This is a genomic window from Vibrio sp. 05-20-BW147, from assembly GCF_013369385.1.
GTDB lineage: Bacteria > Pseudomonadota > Gammaproteobacteria > Enterobacterales > Vibrionaceae > Vibrio > Vibrio floridensis.
In genome coordinates this window covers 1-18,803 of sequence record NZ_SZTO01000030.1, presented here as the reverse complement: position 1 = coordinate 18,803, position 18,803 = coordinate 1, and the positions used below count along the sequence as shown (strand labels likewise).

Annotated in this window: 15 protein-coding genes and 3 pseudogenes; 8 read left to right on the top strand and 10 right to left on the bottom strand. The window is 47.0% G+C overall.

Going from position 1 to position 18,803, the window contains the following annotated elements; translation table 11 throughout:
* Positions 1-142, top strand: a pseudogene (locus FC652_RS18855) (ISAs1 family transposase); the annotation flags it as partial.
* 115 nt (positions 143-257) lie between these two features.
* Positions 258-1,037: a hypothetical protein gene (locus FC652_RS18850; protein WP_176299758.1), complete on the top strand. Its 780-nt coding sequence runs from the start codon at positions 258-260 to the stop codon at positions 1,035-1,037.
* Between the two features lie 17 nt (positions 1,038-1,054).
* On the opposite strand, the gene FC652_RS18845 is transcribed toward FC652_RS18850, so the two are convergent.
* Positions 1,055-2,920: a fructose-specific PTS transporter subunit EIIC gene (locus FC652_RS18845; protein ID WP_176299757.1), complete on the bottom strand. Its 1,866-nt coding sequence runs from the start codon at positions 2,918-2,920 to the stop codon at positions 1,055-1,057.
* A gap of 239 nt (positions 2,921-3,159) precedes the next feature.
* On the opposite strand from FC652_RS18845, the gene FC652_RS18840 reads away from it, so the two are divergent.
* Positions 3,160-3,459, top strand: a complete 300-nt coding sequence (locus tag FC652_RS18840; RefSeq protein WP_015727454.1) for a PTS fructose transporter subunit IIB — start codon at positions 3,160-3,162, stop codon at positions 3,457-3,459.
* Between the two features lie 8 nt (positions 3,460-3,467).
* Positions 3,468-4,247, top strand: coding sequence for a PTS sugar transporter subunit IIA (locus FC652_RS18835; RefSeq protein ID WP_047111565.1), 780 nt, complete (start codon positions 3,468-3,470; stop codon positions 4,245-4,247).
* On the opposite strand, the gene FC652_RS18830 is transcribed toward FC652_RS18835, so the two are convergent.
* Positions 4,239-5,078: a helix-turn-helix transcriptional regulator gene (locus FC652_RS18830; RefSeq protein ID WP_011082233.1), complete on the bottom strand. Its 840-nt coding sequence runs from the start codon at positions 5,076-5,078 to the stop codon at positions 4,239-4,241. The genes FC652_RS18835 and FC652_RS18830 overlap by 9 nt on opposite strands.
* Positions 5,079-5,494: 416 nt before the next feature.
* Here FC652_RS18830 and FC652_RS18825 point away from each other — a divergent pair, with 416 nt between their 5' ends.
* On the top strand, positions 5,495-7,396 hold the full coding sequence (locus FC652_RS18825) for a fructose-specific PTS transporter subunit EIIC (protein WP_176299756.1): 1,902 nt from the start codon (positions 5,495-5,497) through the stop codon (positions 7,394-7,396).
* Between the two features lie 108 nt (positions 7,397-7,504).
* Entirely contained in the window at positions 7,505-8,722 is a 1,218-nt protein-coding gene (manA, locus tag FC652_RS18820; protein WP_176299755.1) for a mannose-6-phosphate isomerase, class I, read from the top strand.
* Positions 8,723-8,801: 79 nt separating this feature from the next.
* On the opposite strand, the gene FC652_RS18815 is transcribed toward manA, so the two are convergent.
* Complete coding sequence (locus tag FC652_RS18815) at positions 8,802-9,926, bottom strand: helix-turn-helix transcriptional regulator (protein WP_176299754.1); 1,125 nt, start codon at positions 9,924-9,926, stop codon at positions 8,802-8,804.
* Positions 9,927-10,121: 195 nt separating this feature from the next.
* Here FC652_RS18815 and FC652_RS18810 point away from each other — a divergent pair, with 195 nt between their 5' ends.
* On the top strand, positions 10,122-11,318 hold the full coding sequence (locus FC652_RS18810) for an adhesin (RefSeq protein ID WP_255199190.1): 1,197 nt from the start codon (positions 10,122-10,124) through the stop codon (positions 11,316-11,318).
* Positions 11,319-11,393: 75 nt separating this feature from the next.
* On the opposite strand, the gene FC652_RS18805 is transcribed toward FC652_RS18810, so the two are convergent.
* Genes FC652_RS18805 through norV form a run of 3 tightly spaced genes read right to left on the bottom strand, consistent with a single transcriptional unit; the run spans position 11,394 to position 14,407 of the window.
* Positions 11,394-11,735, bottom strand: coding sequence for a DUF1971 domain-containing protein (locus FC652_RS18805; RefSeq protein WP_176299753.1), 342 nt, complete (start codon positions 11,733-11,735; stop codon positions 11,394-11,396).
* A gap of 28 nt (positions 11,736-11,763) precedes the next feature.
* A complete protein-coding gene (gene norW, locus FC652_RS18800; protein WP_176299752.1) occupies positions 11,764-12,912 on the bottom strand; it encodes an NADH:flavorubredoxin reductase NorW in 1,149 nt (382 codons plus the stop codon).
* A 10-nt stretch (positions 12,913-12,922) separates the two neighbouring features.
* Complete coding sequence (gene norV / locus FC652_RS18795) at positions 12,923-14,407, bottom strand: anaerobic nitric oxide reductase flavorubredoxin (RefSeq protein WP_176299751.1); 1,485 nt, start codon at positions 14,405-14,407, stop codon at positions 12,923-12,925.
* A 203-nt stretch (positions 14,408-14,610) separates the two neighbouring features.
* Between norV and norR the strand changes: the two genes are divergently transcribed.
* Positions 14,611-16,143 (top strand): nitric oxide reductase transcriptional regulator NorR, encoded by a 1,533-nt coding sequence (gene norR / locus FC652_RS18790; RefSeq protein WP_108654495.1) that lies wholly within the window; start codon positions 14,611-14,613, stop codon positions 16,141-16,143.
* Positions 16,144-16,187: 44 nt separating this feature from the next.
* Here the strand turns inward: norR and FC652_RS18785 are convergent, their stop codons facing one another.
* The 4 genes and pseudogenes from FC652_RS18785 to FC652_RS18770 form a co-directional block, all read right to left on the bottom strand.
* On the bottom strand, positions 16,188-17,030 hold the full coding sequence (locus FC652_RS18785; protein ID WP_176299750.1) for an Mg-dependent DNase: 843 nt from the start codon (positions 17,028-17,030) through the stop codon (positions 16,188-16,190).
* Positions 17,023-18,249, bottom strand: coding sequence for a hypothetical protein (locus FC652_RS18780; RefSeq protein WP_176299749.1), 1,227 nt, complete (start codon positions 18,247-18,249; stop codon positions 17,023-17,025). The genes FC652_RS18785 and FC652_RS18780 overlap by 8 nt, the downstream gene beginning before the upstream one ends.
* 229 nt (positions 18,250-18,478) lie before the next feature.
* Positions 18,479-18,634 (bottom strand): annotated as a pseudogene (locus FC652_RS18775) (IS5/IS1182 family transposase); the annotation flags it as partial.
* A 26-nt stretch (positions 18,635-18,660) separates the two neighbouring features.
* Positions 18,661-18,803 (bottom strand): annotated as a pseudogene (locus FC652_RS18770) (ISAs1 family transposase); the annotation flags it as partial.

Genomic DNA, 18,803 nt, shown 5'->3' with positions numbered 1-18,803 from the left:
TGTTGAAAACATCGCGTTGTTTAGACGTTTTGTCATGAATATGCTCAAGCAATGCGACTGTGGTGCTCCGAGCCAAAAAGTGAAGATGAAGAAAGCGGGTTGGAACGATGATTATAGGGCAAGAGTCTTCTTGGGGTTATAAATCCACCAAAGTATGCTCCCGCCCTGTTAGGACCTACGAGAGGCAACTAAGAGAATTGGGGCTTGAAAAAAGAGCCAACTTAATCTCAAAATACGAGAAAAAAGGCAAATACTAAATGAGCATACTTTCATTTTTAAAAAAGAAATATCGATTTGGTGCTAATATATTGCAATCCAAAAGTAAACTATATCGCCTTGGGGATTTAATTTGCGAAATTAAAATACCATTAGGATTTCATGAAGGGATTAGTAATAAAAAACACTTACAAAATAAAATAGAATTCGATGTATTGAACAATGAACTAAACTCTTTTAAGCATGAAGAATACATATTAATCGAATTTTTAGATTGGCAATATCATACATTATTTCCTTACCCTATGGGTTATAGTTTTTTAGGAAAGCTAATATTCAATTTAAAGCTAGTTCCTTATGTTGACAATTTGAAAAAGCATAGGGAGTTAGAAGATATAAAACAAGACATTGAATATAGATACGATGGTTTTTATAATGCTGATAATTATGACTCTGAGACTGGAAGAGGATATAATAAACACCAATTACGTCAAATACATGAGCAATATAGTGAAGCATCCGTTGAAAATGAAGAAGTTAGAAATGCTTTTATTCAAGAAGAAATAGATCTTTCATTGGTAAAAATACCTGATATCAAAATATCTACTCATTATGTAAAATATGAATCCTCACGTAGCTTGACATCGTTAAAAAATCACTATTGTTTTTTGTTTAATAATGACTTCTACTTAGTCATCGACTTTACTCACGACGGATGGAATGACTCATATATGGCGTTGTGCTTAGATGATGCTTTGAGAGCAGAAGAAATTGTCATTTCATCATTCCATCTAACTGATTATTTAGAGCAAGGGGCTTAAACTCCCCTTCTTCCCCATCAACGTTTCATCTGCATCAATGCTGCGGCATTCAAAATTGCATCTTTCGTTGTCACGTCGATGACTTTGATGTGTTTGAAGCGTTCGGGTTCTTTGATGGCGACGTCGTGGGCGAAGATCACCAACTTGGCCCTTTGAACATCTTTAGCGGTAATTCGATTAATGATGCCGTTGGCGCCTTGCGTTTCCACTTTGATTTTCACCCCAAGTAGGCATGCCGCCTTTTCCAGCGATTTCGCGGCCAAGAAAGTGTGCGCCACACCAGAAGGACACGAAGTGACGGCAAGAATATCGGCTTGCCCCTCCCCCACTACCGAAGAGTATGCCAAGGTATCGCCTGGCGAATTCTCGTCTTCATTGACGGTTTTCTTCAGTGCAATAGCGATCAGCGCCGTGGTCATCGCACCAGCAAGCGTGCCGACGATATAGCCAATTTTGCCATCAACGACAGGAAGCACAATCCAGCCGCCCCAAGGTGCATGATTGAGTACTTGGAAGAGAAAACCAATCACGTTGCCGACAATACCGCCGGCAATGATCGCCGGCAGCACACGTGCGGGATCCGCCGCGGCAAACGGAATCGCCCCTTCACTGATGCCAATCATGCCCATAATGCCGGCCGCTTTACCCGCCTCACGTTCATCACGTTTGAATTTGCTTGGTGACAACAGCGTGGCCAGCGCCATCCCCAATGGTGGGGTACAAATTGCGATGCCGACCCCGCCCATCAACCAAGGTTGGGTGTTCACTTGCGTTTGGGCAAACAGCGTGGCGACTTTGTTGATTGGCCCGCCCATGTCAAACGCGGTCATCGCCCCCAGCACTGCGCCTAAAGCAACTTTGCCAGAATCGGCCATCGAGGCCAGAAATTGATTGAGCCATAACATGCTGCTGGCGATAGGAGAACCAATCACCCACATAATCGCGCCACAGGTGATGAACGTTCCGACCAGAGGATAGATGAAAATGGAGCCGAGCGAGCTCATGCTGTCGGGAAGCTCGATTTTTTTCAGCTGACGCACCACAAAGCCCGCCCAAAAGCCCACAATGATCGCACCTAAAAAGCCCGTATGGTATTGATTGACCGCAATCCAAGTGCCAATCATCCCCGGCGCTAAACCCGGTTTGTCTGCCATGGAATAGGCGATGTAACCGCCAAGTACCACGGTAAATAAGGTTAGGCCAGCAATGCCCATTTGCGCGATGTCCGCTAATACTCCCTGCTCAGGCACGGCGCCATGACCGGAGATCATCACAGAAAGCGACAGTAGCACCCCGCCCGCGACAATAAACGGCATCATATGAGAGGTGCCAAACAACAAATGCTCCTTAATACGCGCGACGCGTTGCGCCATCGGGCTAAGCGGCTGATGAACAAACTCACCCATGCCATGCCCTTGCGTGGTGTTTGCGCCATTGTGGTCCACAAACAACGCCCGCACCTGATCGACATCTTCCGCGGCTTTGAGCTTCTCAACAAAACCCTCTTCAATCAATTTACTGGAGATTTGTGCCAACACTTCAATGTGGTGATGATCTTCACCATCGGGGGAAGCGAGCATAAAAAACACGTCGGAAAGCTGACCATCTTCCGCGCCATAATCAATCCCTTGGCGGCTGATCCCCACCACCACAGCAGGTAAAGCAACAGCGCGACTTTTGGCGTGGGGAATGGCAATTCCCTCTTCAAAACCGGTATTGCCAATCTCTTCTCTTAGCCAAATATCCTTTAAAAATTGCTGTTTATCGGTCAATTTCCCCGCTTTATCCAGCAACTCCACCAATTCAATCAGCACTTCTTCTTTGCTGTTGGCCTTCAGATCTAAGCAGATGACTTCGGGTTCGATCAGGTTGGTCATATCCACGATGGCTTTACCTTGCGTTGTCCATACTGTTGTCCATGTTATTAAGGCGTGCGTTGGTTCGCGCGCACACGCGTAGGCTAGATTAACCAGCCAAGCGGTTTCAAAACATAGGACGAAAGATGCAATAACTGGATTTTTGTAACATCAAAAGCGAACTGTGAACTGGGTCTGCTGCGAAAAAGCCGCATTTGCCTTACGCTGTGCTAATATCCCGCCAAACGTTACCACGAGATAGTCCGATGAAAGTTGTTGCGGTCACCGCTTGCCCAACGGGTATTGCGCACACCTACATGGCGGCCGATGCATTAACCAAAGCCGCACCAAAGTACAATGTGCAGATCAAAGTCGAAACCCAAGGTGCGATGGGGATCGAAAACCAACTGACGCCTTATGACGTGGCCCATGCGGATAAGGTATTGATTGTCTCGGATATCGAAATCGAACAGCCTGGACGTTTTGAAGGCATGAACGTGGTGAAACTCTCCATCGAAGATGTGCTGCTCAACGTCGACAAAGTGTTTCTTGTCCACTGTCGCTGAACACCAGCATGATGCATGAATATCAAGTCACCTTCTTGGTGAACGATGTTAACGCCAGCGCCCATGTGGCCCAGCCATTGTCTCGTGTTGCGCGAAAGTTCAAAAGCACGCTACACATCATCAATATCACGCAAAATCGCAGCGCAGAGTTGGCAAAGTCACTCGCGGTACTGCAAGTGGGGTTGCAAGAAGGGGATTTTTGCCAAATCACCGCCATTGGCATTGATGCCGAACTCGCCTGCTTTGTTATTAAAGACATGCTGTCGGATCACTTCACCGTGGTCGGTTCAAAGATCAACTATGAGTTTTCCAGCCATCTGGCCGAGCGTCTACCGCAAATTTGCCCACCTGCCGAGGTCAAATGGCACTATGCCAAAGCACACACCGAACTCACCAAATTCGAGTGTTTGAAAGGGTTAGCGCAACTGATCTACCCCGTTTCACCCGATGAACTGATTTTGGCGTTTATCAAGCGAGAAGAGCGCTCTTCCACCAGCGTTGCGCCCGGCATCGCGATTCCTCATGTGATGTTTGAAGGCATTGAACACATTGCTGTGGCGGTGATCAAAAACGACGAATCGATGGATTGGGCTTCCAAAATGGGCGACGTGCATTTGGCCATTGCTTTAGTGATGCCAAGCAAGCCCAATCGAGAACAGATCATCGCCGCGACCAATTTAACGCGTAATTTACTGTGCGATCAGATGGTTGAGCGGCTACTGCTGACTCGCAGTGGCGTCGATCTGCAAGCGCTGCTGATGTACGCCATGTCGCGCCTGCTAAATTGAGGCGCGGTAATCGGTTGGCGTGCGCCCCGTGCGATTTTTAAACACGCGGCAGAAGTAGTTTACATCCTTAAACCCGCAGCGAAGCGCCACTTCATTGAGCTTAAAGTTATACTTCTTGAGCATAAACTTGGCGCGGTCCACCCTTACCCAAGTGATGTAATCGGCCAACGTCATATGCCCTTGCTGGCGAAACAGCCGCGATAAATGATTGGCAGAGATGCTAAAACGCGATGCAATACTTTCCCGGGTAATTGGTCGATGGAAATTCTCTTGGATATAAATGCAGATCCCTTGATAGAGATCTTGCACGCGGTTGTGCGACTGCTCAACTGGTGCATTGAGCATGGTTTTGGCGTATTGCAGCAAGGCTTGCAGCAACAACTCGTCCATCGGCTTTTTGTGATTTTCACGCGCCAATGAGCTGAGTGCTTCTAAGATGTTATCGATGGCAAAACCTGAACGGGTTTGGATACTGTGCTTTTGGATATCGTAAAAGTTGGCTTCGCCTTTACGTTTGCTCACCAAACTGAGCCCCAACTGGCGGCGACCAAACAACATACTCAGCACCGAACAATCGGTATCCCAATTCGGCTTATTCCAGCAGTTAGAAGGAATAAAAATCGCATCACCCGCTTTGGCGACAATTTTGCTTACTTTGCGATCGTGGCTTTCCATTTCATTAATGTATTCCCCATCCAAGACTAACTCCAAACGGGGAAAGTTAACCTGATAGCTAAATTCAGGTGGCGTATGAAAATCGCCAGCGAACCAAATATGATGAAAGGATTCACGTTCATTTAGTACCGATGAAATCAAATCATCAAACATCATCTCTCGTCTCTCATCGCATTGTTCAGTTCGTAACGGCGTAAGGTATACAACGATTGTTACTATCGCTCCTTGAACGAAATCACACTCTCGGCCAAATGATACAAAAATCCAGTCACAGCACCAATTCTCTAGTGCCCATTTTATTATTTAAAAACAACAAACACACTTTAACTTAATGAAATAACAGAAATTTAACGTTAACGAAGACTAATTTTGAGGCAGAAACACTCACCAAATCTCATAGCGATCCAAATCACATTCAACTCATACCGATACAATTGTCCAGTAAATGTTCTATTTCTTCACTACTCGCTCGATCCGCAAAATTAAACAATATCTCTGACAGATACCCAGACCACTTGGCGCAGCAGCGTGAGGTCGGCGCGGGATAAAAAAGACAAAACACAGAGGTTTCTATGATCAACCAACTGATTAATGCCAATTTAATTCAGCTTGATCTGCAAGCAAATACAAAACAAGCCGTTTTTGAAGAGCTGATTGACATCCTGCATTCGCAAGGACGTATTTCAGATAAAGCGGCCTTCCTGCAAGACATCCAAGCGCGTGAAGAGTTAGGCAACACTGGATTTGAAGACGGCGTCGCGATCCCTCATGCGAAAAGTGCCGCCGTGACCCAACCTGCCGTCGCCATTGGCGTGAGCAAACAGGGCATTGAGTACGGCGCAGAAGACGGTTTGCCTTCCAAACTCTTTTTCATGATCGCATCCCCCGATGGAGGCGATAACCACCATATTGAAGTGTTGGCTGAACTCTCTTCCAAGCTGATCGAAGAAGGCTTTATCGACGCATTCCTTAATGCCGAAAACACAGAGCAAGCGCTGCAGCTATTGCTGAAAAAAGCCGAACCTGCGCCAGACACCCACCCATCGGAGAGCAAAGGATTGATCATCGGTGTGACAGGTTGCCCTGCAGGCATCGCCCACACGTACCTCGCGGCAGAAGCGCTGGAAAAAGGCGCGGCGGCGTTGGGCTACCAAATCAAAGTGGAAACCAACGGCTCTATTGGGGTGAAAAACAGCCCAACCGCAGAAGAAATTGAACGCGCAGAGGCGATTGTCGTCGCGTGTGACAAGCAGGTCGATATGGCGCGCTTTGCCGGTAAACGTGTTATCAAAACCAACGTCAAAGCACCCATTCGCGACGCTCAGAAGCTGATTAACGAAGCGTTAAACGCGCCAAGCTACCAAGCCGAAAGCGCCAGCACGCAGTCGGTGGCGAACAAAGCGTCCCAAGCGCGATCTGATCTCTATCGTTTCTTGATGAACGGCGTGTCTCACATGATCCCATTCGTGGTCACAGGGGGTCTTCTGATTGCCTTAGCCCTTGCGGTCGGCGGCGAGCCAACCGAAGCGGGCATGGCGATTCCTCCCGGCAGTATGTGGAACCAAATTCTTGAAGTGGGCGTGGTTGCTTTCACACTGATGATCCCGATTTTGGCGGGTTACATTGCCTACGCGATCGCAGACCGACCAGCACTGGCTCCGGGTTTAATCGGAGGTTGGATTGCGAACAACGGCTCTTTCTACGGCGCAGAAGCGGGAACAGGCTTTATTGGTGCCATCATCGCGGGCTTGCTTGTTGGCTACTTCGTTAAGTGGATCACCTCCATCAACTACCACAAGTTCATTCAGCCACTCGTTCCGATCATGATTGCGCCCATCACCGCATCGCTGTTCATTGCTGGCCTGTTCATCTTCGTCATCGGCGCCCCTATCGCCAGCTTAATGGACGGCCTCACCGCACTGCTCACCAGCATGAGTACAGGCAACGTAATCCTACTGGGCATTGTGCTGGGTGGTATGGCCGGCTTTGACATGGGTGGCCCGTTCAACAAAGTGGCGTTCTTGTTCTCTGTCGGCATGATTGCCAGTGGCCAAACCCAATTCATGGGCGCGATGGCGTGTGCCATTCCGGTTGCACCACTTGGCATGGCGCTCGCTACCGCGATGGGTCGCAAGTTCGATTTGTTTGAATCGTCAGAAATTGAAGCAGGTAAAGCGGCGGGCGCAATGGGCTTAGTCGGTATCTCTGAAGGGGCGATTCCATTTGCGGCGCAAGATCCGATGTCGGTTATTCCTGCCAACGTGTTGGGCTCTATGGTTGCTGCAGTGATGGCGTTCTCTTTCGGCATCACCAACAGCGTGGCGCACGGCGGTCCTGTGGTGGCACTGCTTGGCGCGATGAACTACCCACTACTTGCGCTGGTTTGTATGGCCTCAGGTGCGGGTGTCACTGCGATCACTTGCGTGACACTCAAGAAAATCCGTGCACAAAAACTGGCGGCCGCAACCGCTTAACTCCCCTCTTTTCACCGTATGGCTTGGGCGCACGCTCAAGCCATCTTTTCGATGGTGACTTTTCTGAAGGTCACTTTTCTAAAAGTAACTTTTCTGAAGGCAATAAAGATGTCTGAGATTCTAGCTTCGCAAGCAACCCTGCCGCTGGCGGTGTTTTTCCCTATGACCAATCCGATACAAAACTATGCGTGGGGCAGCAAAACCGCCATGCAGCAACTGTTTGCCATCGAAAATCCAACCAATGAACCCCAAGCAGAGCTGTGGATGGGAGCGCATCCCAATGGTTGTTCATGCGTCACGATGGCAGGTCAGCAAGTTAAATTGTCTGACTTTATTGCGCAAAATCCAGCGCTGATTTTAGGTGAGCAGACCGCCGCACAGTTTGGGGAACTGCCTTATCTATTTAAAATTCTCGCCGCTGAAAACGCGCTGTCGATTCAGGTGCACCCCAACAAGCAGCAAGCTGAATTGGGCTTTGCCCGTGAAGAACAGCAAGGTATTGCGTTGACCGCCGCCAACCGCAATTACAAAGATCCAAACCACAAGCCAGAGCTGGTTTATGCGCTTACCGAATACCAAGCGATGAACGGCTTTCGCGCTATCGATGAAATTCTCAATTTCTTCACCGAGCTGGCGATTGACGAGTTGAGCTCCCTCGTGGATGCGTTCTCAAATAACCCAACCGAACCAGGGTTGAGTGACTTTTTCTCTGGCTTACTCTCATTGCAAGGCGAAGCGAAAACCAACGCCGTAGAGGCCTTAATCCACCAAGCAAAACAGGTTGATTTGCCGCTCTTTGCTTTGATTGTTGAACTGGAAAAACAGTACCCCAACGACATCGGCTTGTTCGCACCATTGATGCTCAATGTGATTACTTTGCAACCGGGTGAAGCAATGTTCTTGCAAGCCGAGACGCCGCACGCCTATTTGCATGGCACGGGCTTAGAAATCATGGCCAACTCCGACAACGTGTTGCGCGCGGGTTTAACGCCAAAATACATGGATATTGATGAACTGGTGGCGTGCACTCAGTTCATACACAAGCCGTTGGAACAACTGCGCCTTGAGCCAAACCTGAGTGACGGTAGCCTGCACTACCCCATTCCTGTCGCCGACTTTAAATTTGCAATTTTACCGCCAGCAGAAAAGCTGACGATCAACGTTTCCAGCGCGGAAATCTTGCTGCCTCTGGATGGCGATCTCGAACTCAACCACGCTAATGGCGAACGTTGTTTGCTCAAAAAGGGCCAATCGGTGTTCATTCCCGCTTACTGTGAACACTACACCATCACCAGCCAAGGCCGAGTGGCAAGAGCGTTGAGTTAAGCACCTTCGAGGGGCGCTCTTCGCCCCTATTTTGGATGCGAAAGAAGGCTTGGTTGCTGAACTCAGCTCACCGAGTACTCTAACTCAGAGTAAAACTCCGAATGACTTTAGCAACCAGTTCAGCCTGATTACGGGTTGCGGTCTTCGCTAGGCACGCTTTAATCTGCTGTCGAATCGTGTTGCTGGTTGCAGCACGTAGCACGGCAATTTCATCAACCAAAGAGCCAGAGCAAAGTAAACTGGTCACTTCTGCTTCCGCTAAGGTTAATGAAAACAAAGACATGATTTCTTGAGGATGAATTTTTGACCGACTCGCGCAAGCTTGCACCACCACTAAACAACAAGCGACATTGTGTGGTCCAATCGGTGTCACGACTTGGTAAAACCAAGGCTTTAATGTCACTCGATAAACAATATGCGCATCCCAAGCATAAAAACGCTTATCAAACTCTGCGCCAAGGATAGCGGCGGATTGATTTAAACCGAGTTTAAATTGAGCATCTGTCTGCGCTGAAGCGAAGCTTAATCGACGTGAAAAGAAAGTCGATGATTGAAACAACGTGCTGCTAGACAATAAAACTTGAGCCGATGCATTCAAGTAACGCAGCTCAGCATTGTGGTCACAAACAAAAATGGCTTCAGGCAACACATCCAGTAACGCATCTTGAGCGCCTGCCGCGTTGGCCTGCTGCATACGCAGTGACATTCCCAGAGCGTGATCAATATGAGGAAGAAAGGCATTGGCCGCCGCCACCTGCTGCTGAGAATAGTAAGCCGTGTCAGGCCCTGACATAAACGCAATTTCGGTGATCAATGGGCTATCCGGTTTAGCGAGTAAACAGCCAATTGAATTTCTGATTGCCGCAGGCTTCGCAAAATCCGAGTAAATTTCGGAACCAACAAAATCCTTATCATTGCAAACCAAATGGCTAGCATGGAACTGGTTGGCATCATGTTGTGCCAATCCCTGCGTCCACAAATCTACTTTATAGAAATGCTCTTGATAGGTTTCAAAATGGCCAGATTCAAAGCCATGGGCAACAAACCGAGACGGCGAATGATCAACACTCGATCGGCTAGCAATAAATGCGTGCGAAGACCCTAATATTTCACTCAGGCGGAGCAACACCTCTTGCCATAATTCTGGCTTTTCAATGGTGCTGTAAATCTGTTTTACAATATCAATCTGATCAACTTGACTCATATCCACCCATCAACCTAGAAGCAGTCAACTGCGCAAAAAGTATTAAACCCCCACTCGGCAATGTCAAATAAATGTGAGAAATGTTAACAGCATTACCCATATGGGTATTGTTGGGCAAAATTCTCGATGAAATACTCGGCTTGGATGACAAGACAAGGGTTACCTTGTGCAAAATTAAAATCGATTGGAGCACATATGAAAATACGACTACTAACAGGATGTGTGGCACTTGCTTTGGCTGGCTGCGGCGGCAGTAGCGATTCATCTACCCCGACACCACAAACCAAAACGGGTGTCTTTCTAGATAGCCCCGTTATCGGCATGAACTATCGCACCGCAACCATCAGTGACGGTGTGACCACTGAAGACGGCAAATTTACCTATTTAGAAGGTGAAACGGTCACCTTTTACCTTGGCGATCTCACCTTTCCAGCCGTCAAAGCAGGTGCTCAAGTGACGCCAGCTGATATCGGTGGCGGACTCGCTACCACCACCACGGTTAACATTTTACAGTTACTGCAAAGCCTAGACGAAAACGGCAATCTCTCTGATGGCATAACCATTAGCGATAGCAGTAAGGATGCTTTTGTCGGCACAGGATTAGATGTCAGCAGTGATAGCTTTGACGCATCTGTTAGCGCCATTTTAACCAGCATTAGTAAAACCTTAGTCACCGAAGAAGCTGCTCAGACTCACTTTACAGATACCTTAAAAGGCCAATTGACCGGTAGTTGGTTATTTAGTGAAGGAGCGGGAAAGCGTAATGTGCTTACCTTCTTCAACGATAACAACTACATCATAGTGCACGAACATTCAGACATCGCTGACAATGGCGACCAAACCGCTGGCTCGGCGGAATACGGCACTTACACCTACGATCCTGCCACCCAGATGTTGGCGCTTAACGTGATCAGAGAATCGGATAATTCCGGCGGATTAGCAGACGACTTTGGCTCAATCAGTCGCAAAGTTCAGGCCACACAAACGACTCTAGACATCACTTTCGATAATGAAGCCGATGAGCAGGTTCAATTTAGCAAAATCACCGACAGCAGTAATGCCATGGTGGGTGCTTGGTACTTTAGAGAAGATGACATCAGCAACGATAACATATTAACCATACTGCCAAATAATCAATATGTGATTGTGCACACCAATAACCAAGACGCCTACAATGGCGACGCAGTTATGACTACATCCGGTGAATTTGGTAGTTTTAGCCTCAATGGTGGTGTGTTCTCCGTCACCAGCATCACTAGCGAAGCAGACGGTCCGGGCGGCTTATATGATAAAGATAGCCCCATGTTTAGCGCAACTATCACGGTAACAGACAATGAAAGCCTCACCTTTACTAACTCAGATGAGAATTTCACCTTCAGCCGAATCAAGTAAGCTTGAGACACAACAAGCATAAAACCATGCCGTGTTGGTGGAACCACTGACCAGCAACACGGCTTCTCCTGGTTCTCACTCCGTTTTCGCGTGGAACATCACCTCACTTCGTTTATCACGATCCGACCAGAAGTTGATGTTGAACTGCGCATCGTCGCTCATCTCGATACGATGCCAATATTGTGGCGGACTGGTCGCAAACTGCCCCGCAGTGATCACCACCACTTGCTCTGCTTCCGTCGCCTCTTCGTTGGCAAAACCATAGTACGTGACTGTCCCTTCCATCACGCACAACTGGCCAAAGACCCCTTGCGCGGTATTGTGGTGTGTCAGCAGCGCTGCTGGCACGGTTTGTTTGGTAAAAAATGGGGTGGAGCGTTGAATCGTCCACTGTTTTGGAATGCGCATATGTGACATCGTCTGCCCTCTTTAATTTGGTTGTTACTTATCCATTCGCGCGCTGAGACAGCTCGCGCAACAATGGGAACGCCTGTGTGACATACTTACCTGTGACCACAAAGCCAGTAAAATCCCCCAGTGGGCTTTGCGCTTTAGCCACAATACCTTCTGGCGACAGCTGCACCTGCCAATGCGATTCTGGCGAAAAATCGCCGGCCAACTGAATGGGATAACTTGGCGTTTTCACCTTCACCATCATGGGGGGGAGCGTCAACCGCGCCTCTTGACCGACTAACTGCTTGGCCAACACATTGGCGCTCAGCACAATCGGTTGTAAATAGGGCAACATACGCCCTTCAATTTGCGCGCAATCCCCTAAGGCATAGATGTGCGGATCGGATGTGTTGAGCTGATGATCAACGCAAATTCCTCGCTCAACGCTCAGCCCCGCTTCTCGCGCCACAGCGGTATTGGCTTTGAGCCCCGCCGCACATAGCACCGCGTCCACGGCAAACTCACGTCCATCGTGCAGCGCAATCGCCAACGTTTGACCCTGCTCTGTCACGCTTTCCACACGGCTGTTCAGCGCCAACTGAATGCCATGCTTCATCAACTGCTGTTCTAATGGCAAAGCAATAAACTCCGGCAGCAAATTGGCTAACAGACGTGCATTGGGCTCCACCACCGTTACCTGTTTGCCGGAGGTTGCCAGATCCAGCGCGATCTCCACGCCAATCAATCCGCCACCAATCACCAACACATGCTGAGCGCGGCTTAACGGCTGCTCAGCCGCTTGATACTCTTGCAGCGAGTTCAACGTCATCACTTTTTCCAGACAATCCCCACGCATCGGCGGCACGAACGCTTGTGCTCCGGTGGCAAACACCAGTTTGGAATAAGGGTAGCAACGGCCATTGGCCACCACTTGCTGTTGCTGGGTCAGCACGCGTTCGACCTGCGTGTGAGCGTGCAGTTGCACGTTGTGTTCTGTGGCAAATGCCTCGCCACTTTTCACCACCAAGTCCGCCGCAGTTTGACGCCTGCTGAACACGTGGCTCAAATCCGGTTTGTTGTACTCGGCACCGTCATCGGCAGTGAAGATCTGAATTGGGATATGTGCATCTAAACGACGCACACTTTTGACCAACTGGTAGGCAGCAAAACCACTGCCAATGATGATAATGGGATCGGACATCATCCCCTCCTTACCCTTGGTATTCAACAAAAACGTCTTTGCCTAAATGGCATTCTGGGCAAAGGAAATAATCCGGCACATCGGCCCAAGTGGTGCCCACTTCAATGCCTTGATTGGGTTCCCCTTTAGAGGGGTCATACACCCAATTACAAACGGTGCAAACCATGCATTGGCAATCGGCTGAATGCGCAGCGTCTGCGGTTGACGTGGTTTCTGTTAACGGCTGCTGCGCTTCGATCCCCTCAATTGGTGTTGCTGACTGAAAGGCATTTACGGGCGTACTCAAGGTCGATTTATCTTTAACGGCCCACAGTTTGGCGATCTGCTGACCATGCTCACGACACTCTCGCATCGCTTTTCCATCCGGACGCCACTTGGTTTTCAAGCTAATCGCCGTCTCAAACCCCGCATCGGTTAAACGCGCGTGGATACGATCAACTGCACTACCATTCCAGCCATAACTACCAAAAGCCGCGGCTTTTTTCGCTTTAAAACGCAGCCCGGTGATCTCTTCTAACATGCCAGCGATTTTCGGCATCATCACGTTGTTCATGGTTGAAGAGCCAACCAGAATCCCTTTGGAACGGAACACATTGGCTAAGATCTCGTTCTTATCTTGCTTGGAAACGTTAAATACTTTCACGGCAACACTCGGGTCTACGTCGTGAATACCTTGAGCAATCGCATCGGCCATCATGCGCGTATTGTTCGACATGGAATCGTAGAAGATGGTGATGCGGTCTTCTTGGTAGTTATTCGCCCAAGCCAAGTATTGCTCGATGATCTGGGTTGGATTCTCACGCCAGACAATCCCGTGTGAGGTAGCAATCATATCGACAGGAAGATTAAAGCTCAGCACTTCCTGAATCTTCGCCGTCACCAAAGCACTAAAAGGCGTCAGGATGTTGGAATAGTAACGAAGGCACTGCTCCATCAACTCCGCTTGATCCACTTCGTCATTGAACAAGCGCTCATCGCAGTAATGCTGGCCGAAAGCGTCGTTACTGAACAGTACTGCATCGCCAGTAAGATACGTCATCATACTGTCTGGCCAATGCAGCATTGGGGCTTCAACAAACACCAGTTGCTTGCCATTACCGATATCAATGCTGTCACCCGTTTTGACCGTTTTGAAGTTCCATTCAGGGTGGTGATGATGACCAACAATGGAATCAATTGCGGCTTCTGTGCAGTAAATTGGTGTGTTGGGGATCTTCTCCATCAGCGCCGAAAGTGCGCCTGAGTGATCTTCTTCAGCATGGTTAATCACAATGAAGTCGATGCTTTGCAAATCGATTTCCATTTGCAGGTTTTGAATAAACTGCTGGCTAAAGCGATGATCAACCGTGTCAATCAGTACGGTCTTTTCTTCACGAATCAAGTAGCTGTTGTAACTGGTACCTTTGGTCATTTTGTATTCTGTACCGTGAAAATCTTGTACTTCCCAATCGCGTTGTCCTACCCAATGAATGTTGTTTTTTACATGAATCGTCATGATTACTACCTTGCAAAATAAGTGAAAATTTTTTCTTGGTTAAACATCTACTTATTCTTATTGCAGCGACCATGCCAACTTTTAAAACCAATATATTTCAACAAGTTAAAATCAACCTAACTTTTAACAGTGTCCAAATGACACCGTTGAACTTTGTCATTTAGACACTATAATTGTCATATTGACATTATTGGTATGACCTTATGACTTCGCTTATCGCCCAGTGGCTGCACATCACTCAGGACCTCAACTCTGCGCTCACACGCCAAGCGCGATTCGATACCCTGCTCACCACCATTCGCGACGTACTCAATTGCGACTCCTCTGCTCTGCTTTTATTTGAAGATCAACACTTTAAGCCGTTAGCAATCAATGGTTTGGCCAAAGAAGTTCTTGGCAGGCGCTTCTCCATTGAACAGCATCCTCGCTTGGAAGCCATCGCGCGAGCAGGAGACATTGTGCGCTTTCCCTCTGAAAGCACTTTGCCCGATCCCTACGATGGCCTGATCACCAACCACCAAGGCAAACTCCACGTTCACTCGTGCATTGGTTTACCATTGCTGATTGATGACCAACTGATTGGTGCCATCACCATCGATGCGTTAGACCCAAACCAATTTGATCAGCTAAAAAACCAAGAATTGCGTTTTATCAGTGCCTTGGCCGCCGGTGGCTTGCATACCGCGCTGCTTTTGGAACAGTTGGAAACCCAAGCCAGCTTGCCGCGTGAATCTTACGCCGAGAAGCGCACGCTCAGTAATGAGATCATCGGTAACTCACAGGGGATGAGAACACTGCAAGATCAGATTGATGCGGTCGCCAACACCGAGCTGTCTGTGCTGGTCATGGGCGAAACTGGGGTGGGCAAAGAGCTGGTCGCCAATGCGATTCATCATCGTTCTGACCGAGCGTCAAACAACTTGGTTTACCTCAACTGTGCTGCGCTGCCGGAATCGGTAGCGGAGAGCGAACTTTTTGGTCACATCAAGGGGGCATTTACTGGCGCCATCAGCCACCGCAAAGGGAAATTTGAGCAAGCCGATGGTGGCACGCTGTTCCTCGATGAAGTGGGTGAATTATCGTTAGAGCTACAAGCCAAGCTATTGCGAGCGCTGCAATATGGCGACATTCAACGCGTTGGTGATGATCGTCATATTCGCGTTAATACGCGTATCGTCGCCGCAACCAACCGAGTTCTGCATGAGGAAGTCAAAGCGGGGCGTTTCCGTGCTGATCTCTATCACCGGCTCAGTGTCTTTCCGTTGCACGTGCCCCCCCTACGCGAGCGCGAAGAGGATGTGATTCTGCTAGCCGGATTTTTTGCTGAACAAGTCCGAGGCAAACTCGGCTTACACAGCGTTCGGCTCTCCCCTTCTCTGGTCGCAGAGCTTAGGGAGTACCACTGGCCGGGCAATGTGCGCGAGTTGGAGCATGTCATAAAACGCGCCGCCGTTTTGGCCAAAGCGCGCACGCCGCAAATGGACATCGAACTGATCTCGCAAGATTTCGACATCAAAACGCCGACTTCTCTCATGCTGCCAACCGTTGCAGCCTCGCAAGCTCAACACGAAATTCACAGCGACATCGGTTTGAAACAGGCAACCGACGCCTTTCAAAAACAACTGATCTTACGAGCATTAGAGTCTAACCAAGGCAACTGGGCCGCCACCGCAAGGCAATTAGAGCTCGACAGTGGCAACCTTCATCGTCTAGCCAAGCGATTAGGTATTAAGTAACAAAAGGGGCTCAATGAGCCCCGAAACATAACCATGTGCCGAATCTACTGCTCACCTTGGTTTGAGATGAACGCGATCTCGTTCTCAGTAGAGGCATCCACCAAACGAGAAATATCCAATGTTTCGAGTATTTTATGCTCGAAGGTTTCATCCGAAGAAAGAAGCCACTTACGGATTTTTTTCTTAGACGCATTCCCCTCTAATCGATATTTAAACTCAAAGCTCAATATATAGTTATCTTTAATAGGCAAATTATAGAATCTTCTAACGGTATTTTTATAATCGATGTTCCCCTCTACATACTTAGAATAACAGTATTTTCCTATTTTCACAGATTCACATTTTATTGGCGGATATGACCTCAGATACGAACCAAGCAGATAGTCATTTCTTTCTATAGAATCATCGTCACTATCTGGTAAATTCCCCCAAACTTTATTAGCGTATCTATATGCATTTTTCATATCCTCAGTATGCCTTCCGCGCTGGCTTTTATTATCAGGATTTGGGTCGTGATAATAGTCAACATACTCTTCTTCAAGTATACGACCAAGGGATTCAACATCATCAATGTTTTCTTTCACTTGTTTTATTCTAACGATAGCAAGTAGCAAACCCTGACTATTACATGGAAATAAAGGATTCTTAATGACATTGCTAAATCGATAGGACACAAAACCAAGATGAACAATTTCTTCATGATCCTCATTAACAAAAGTGCCATTAGATATAGGTAAAGACACACACACCGTCTCATAGACAAAGCTAGAGTAATTGTTTGGAAATGAAAATTCGTAGAAATAATCATCTATTTTATATTGAGCTAGTTCTAAGCTTTCAAAATTAGGTTTACCTCTAAAACCATCAAAAATAGCATTATTAAACATCAATACGTCCAACTAATTTTATATATTTATCAACATCTTTAACCCTTTTTAATGCATTAGAGTTTCCAGACATAATAAGTTGTTTTCGATACAATTCCAATCCAAAATACGGCAAGGTATGAGGACTAGCAGTCATAATATCACCCTTAACTAACCCAATAAACTTTAAACACCTAATTAAGCTACTGGATGTTATTTTACCTTCCCTTGCTGCTAAATTTGGTACTAAGTCAAAAGGATTAGTTCTAGTTTTATCGTGGTTAACTTTCAACCCTAATAATTTTGCATTGCGATCAATCTTACTTGTTCTTGTGCCACCAGCATGTATTACAACTTCTTGATTAACCAGACGAATAGATGGATTATTTGTATAAGTGTATTCCAACGCAGAATTAAAAATAATTGCACCTTGGCTATGAACCGTCCATTTTACCTGCTTTCCACTTTCTGCACATTGCTTCATGACCGCAGAAAGATGTTGAGCATTGTGAGAGGTAAATCGTGTTTTATCAAATGAGCACTCGATTAAATCTAACGTACCACTATCACTTGGGTTGTGAAAAAGTGTGTATTCTTTTAGGTTATCTTCTTTATAAGCAACTTCTGTATGTAACCCCATCAAACCTACAGCTTTTGAATATGGATTCAGCATACCATTGACTGTAGCGTGCATTGTTCTGACATTGGTGGTTTGAGAAATAGTACCCTTTTCCCATTCGATAAGCATAGATTCCACTTCTCTCTCATTTTGGGTTCCATCATATATTCCTCCTCCGTTACTGCGTTTTTTGACGTAGTACATTTGAGTCCTCTGACGAGAGTCACTATTTATCCAACTACCATGTAATTTTTCATCAAACGCAATATCATGAATTACAACTTTACCACTCTTGAACGTAATCGTTAGTAAGTAATGATAATTTTTAAATGGATAAGTAGTACGAAAAACTCTCCAGAGAGGGTTTCTTTTATGTCGAACGATTGACTTAGCGCTCGGATTGGCTGTAACGAAATACATTTCTCTTACAACCTGCCTTTGATCGTACTCATTTAATGATGCCAACATGAGCAGAGCTTGACGAGAAATACAGATTTTCTTCTCACTGAATAGCGAAGCACATAACATTTTACCAACTACTTGATCCAGCTGAACTCCTGAACGATTATTTACTTCAATGTAATCAAAAGCCTCTTCTCGGCCAGCAAATTTCCAAGTCATTTTTCCATCCCTATTAACTATGTTGGATGGAATACTAAACCAACGAAGATGTAGTAAATTAGTGCGAAAAACACTCAGCTTAATTAACTTAGAAATATGCCAATTTTTATGATAATTAACAAACATATAAATTTCATTTAAAGTTATATGCCTCGCAATTATTATTATCTTGGGGGGCTTTGTTGCGTGATTCGGTCAGAGAACCAAACTGCCTGCAATTGATTGATTCTTATACAGCACACTGAGTTTCAGGCATACCGAGCCCTGTAAGTTTGTTCAGTGCTTTAATCATGGCGTAAGTTTCACCAACCTGAGTATTGTAGTTTCTCAGACTTAATCGCCCACCTAACAACTGCTTCACTCGATGCATTGCTGTCTCTGATAGCAGGGCGGGAGCATACTTTGGTGGATTTATAACCCCAAGAAGACTCTTGCCCTATAATCATCGTTCCAACCCGCTTTCTTCATCTTCACTTTTTGGCTCGGAGCACCACAGTCGCATTGCTTGAGCATATTCATGACAAAACGTCTAAACAACGCGATGTTTTCAACAG

Bases quoted from the DNA above. Each gene is read 5' to 3' on its own strand.
- FC652_RS18805 (WP_176299753.1), bottom strand. From the start codon at position 11,735: ATGTCACATATGCGCATTCCAAAACAGTGGACGATTCAACGCTCCACC.
- norR (WP_108654495.1), top strand. From the start codon at position 14,611: ATGACTTCGCTTATCGCCCAGTGGCTGCACATCACTCAGGACCTCAAC.
- FC652_RS18780 (WP_176299749.1), bottom strand. From the start codon at position 18,249: ATGACTTGGAAATTTGCTGGCCGAGAAGAGGCTTTTGATTACATTGAA.
- FC652_RS18835 (WP_047111565.1), top strand. From the start codon at position 3,468: ATGATGCATGAATATCAAGTCACCTTCTTGGTGAACGATGTTAACGCC.
- norV (WP_176299751.1), bottom strand. From the start codon at position 14,407: ATGACGATTCATGTAAAAAACAACATTCATTGGGTAGGACAACGCGAT.
- manA (WP_176299755.1), top strand. From the start codon at position 7,505: ATGTCTGAGATTCTAGCTTCGCAAGCAACCCTGCCGCTGGCGGTGTTT.
- FC652_RS18785 (WP_176299750.1), bottom strand. From the start codon at position 17,030: ATGTTTAATAATGCTATTTTTGATGGTTTTAGAGGTAAACCTAATTTT.
- FC652_RS18830 (WP_011082233.1), bottom strand. From the start codon at position 5,078: ATGATGTTTGATGATTTGATTTCATCGGTACTAAATGAACGTGAATCC.
- norW (WP_176299752.1), bottom strand. From the start codon at position 12,912: ATGTCCGATCCCATTATCATCATTGGCAGTGGTTTTGCTGCCTACCAG.
- FC652_RS18810 (WP_255199190.1), top strand. From the start codon at position 10,122: ATGAAAATACGACTACTAACAGGATGTGTGGCACTTGCTTTGGCTGGC.
- FC652_RS18840 (WP_015727454.1), top strand. From the start codon at position 3,160: ATGAAAGTTGTTGCGGTCACCGCTTGCCCAACGGGTATTGCGCACACC.
- FC652_RS18850 (WP_176299758.1), top strand. From the start codon at position 258: ATGAGCATACTTTCATTTTTAAAAAAGAAATATCGATTTGGTGCTAAT.
- FC652_RS18825 (WP_176299756.1), top strand. From the start codon at position 5,495: ATGATCAACCAACTGATTAATGCCAATTTAATTCAGCTTGATCTGCAA.
- FC652_RS18815 (WP_176299754.1), bottom strand. From the start codon at position 9,926: ATGAGTCAAGTTGATCAGATTGATATTGTAAAACAGATTTACAGCACC.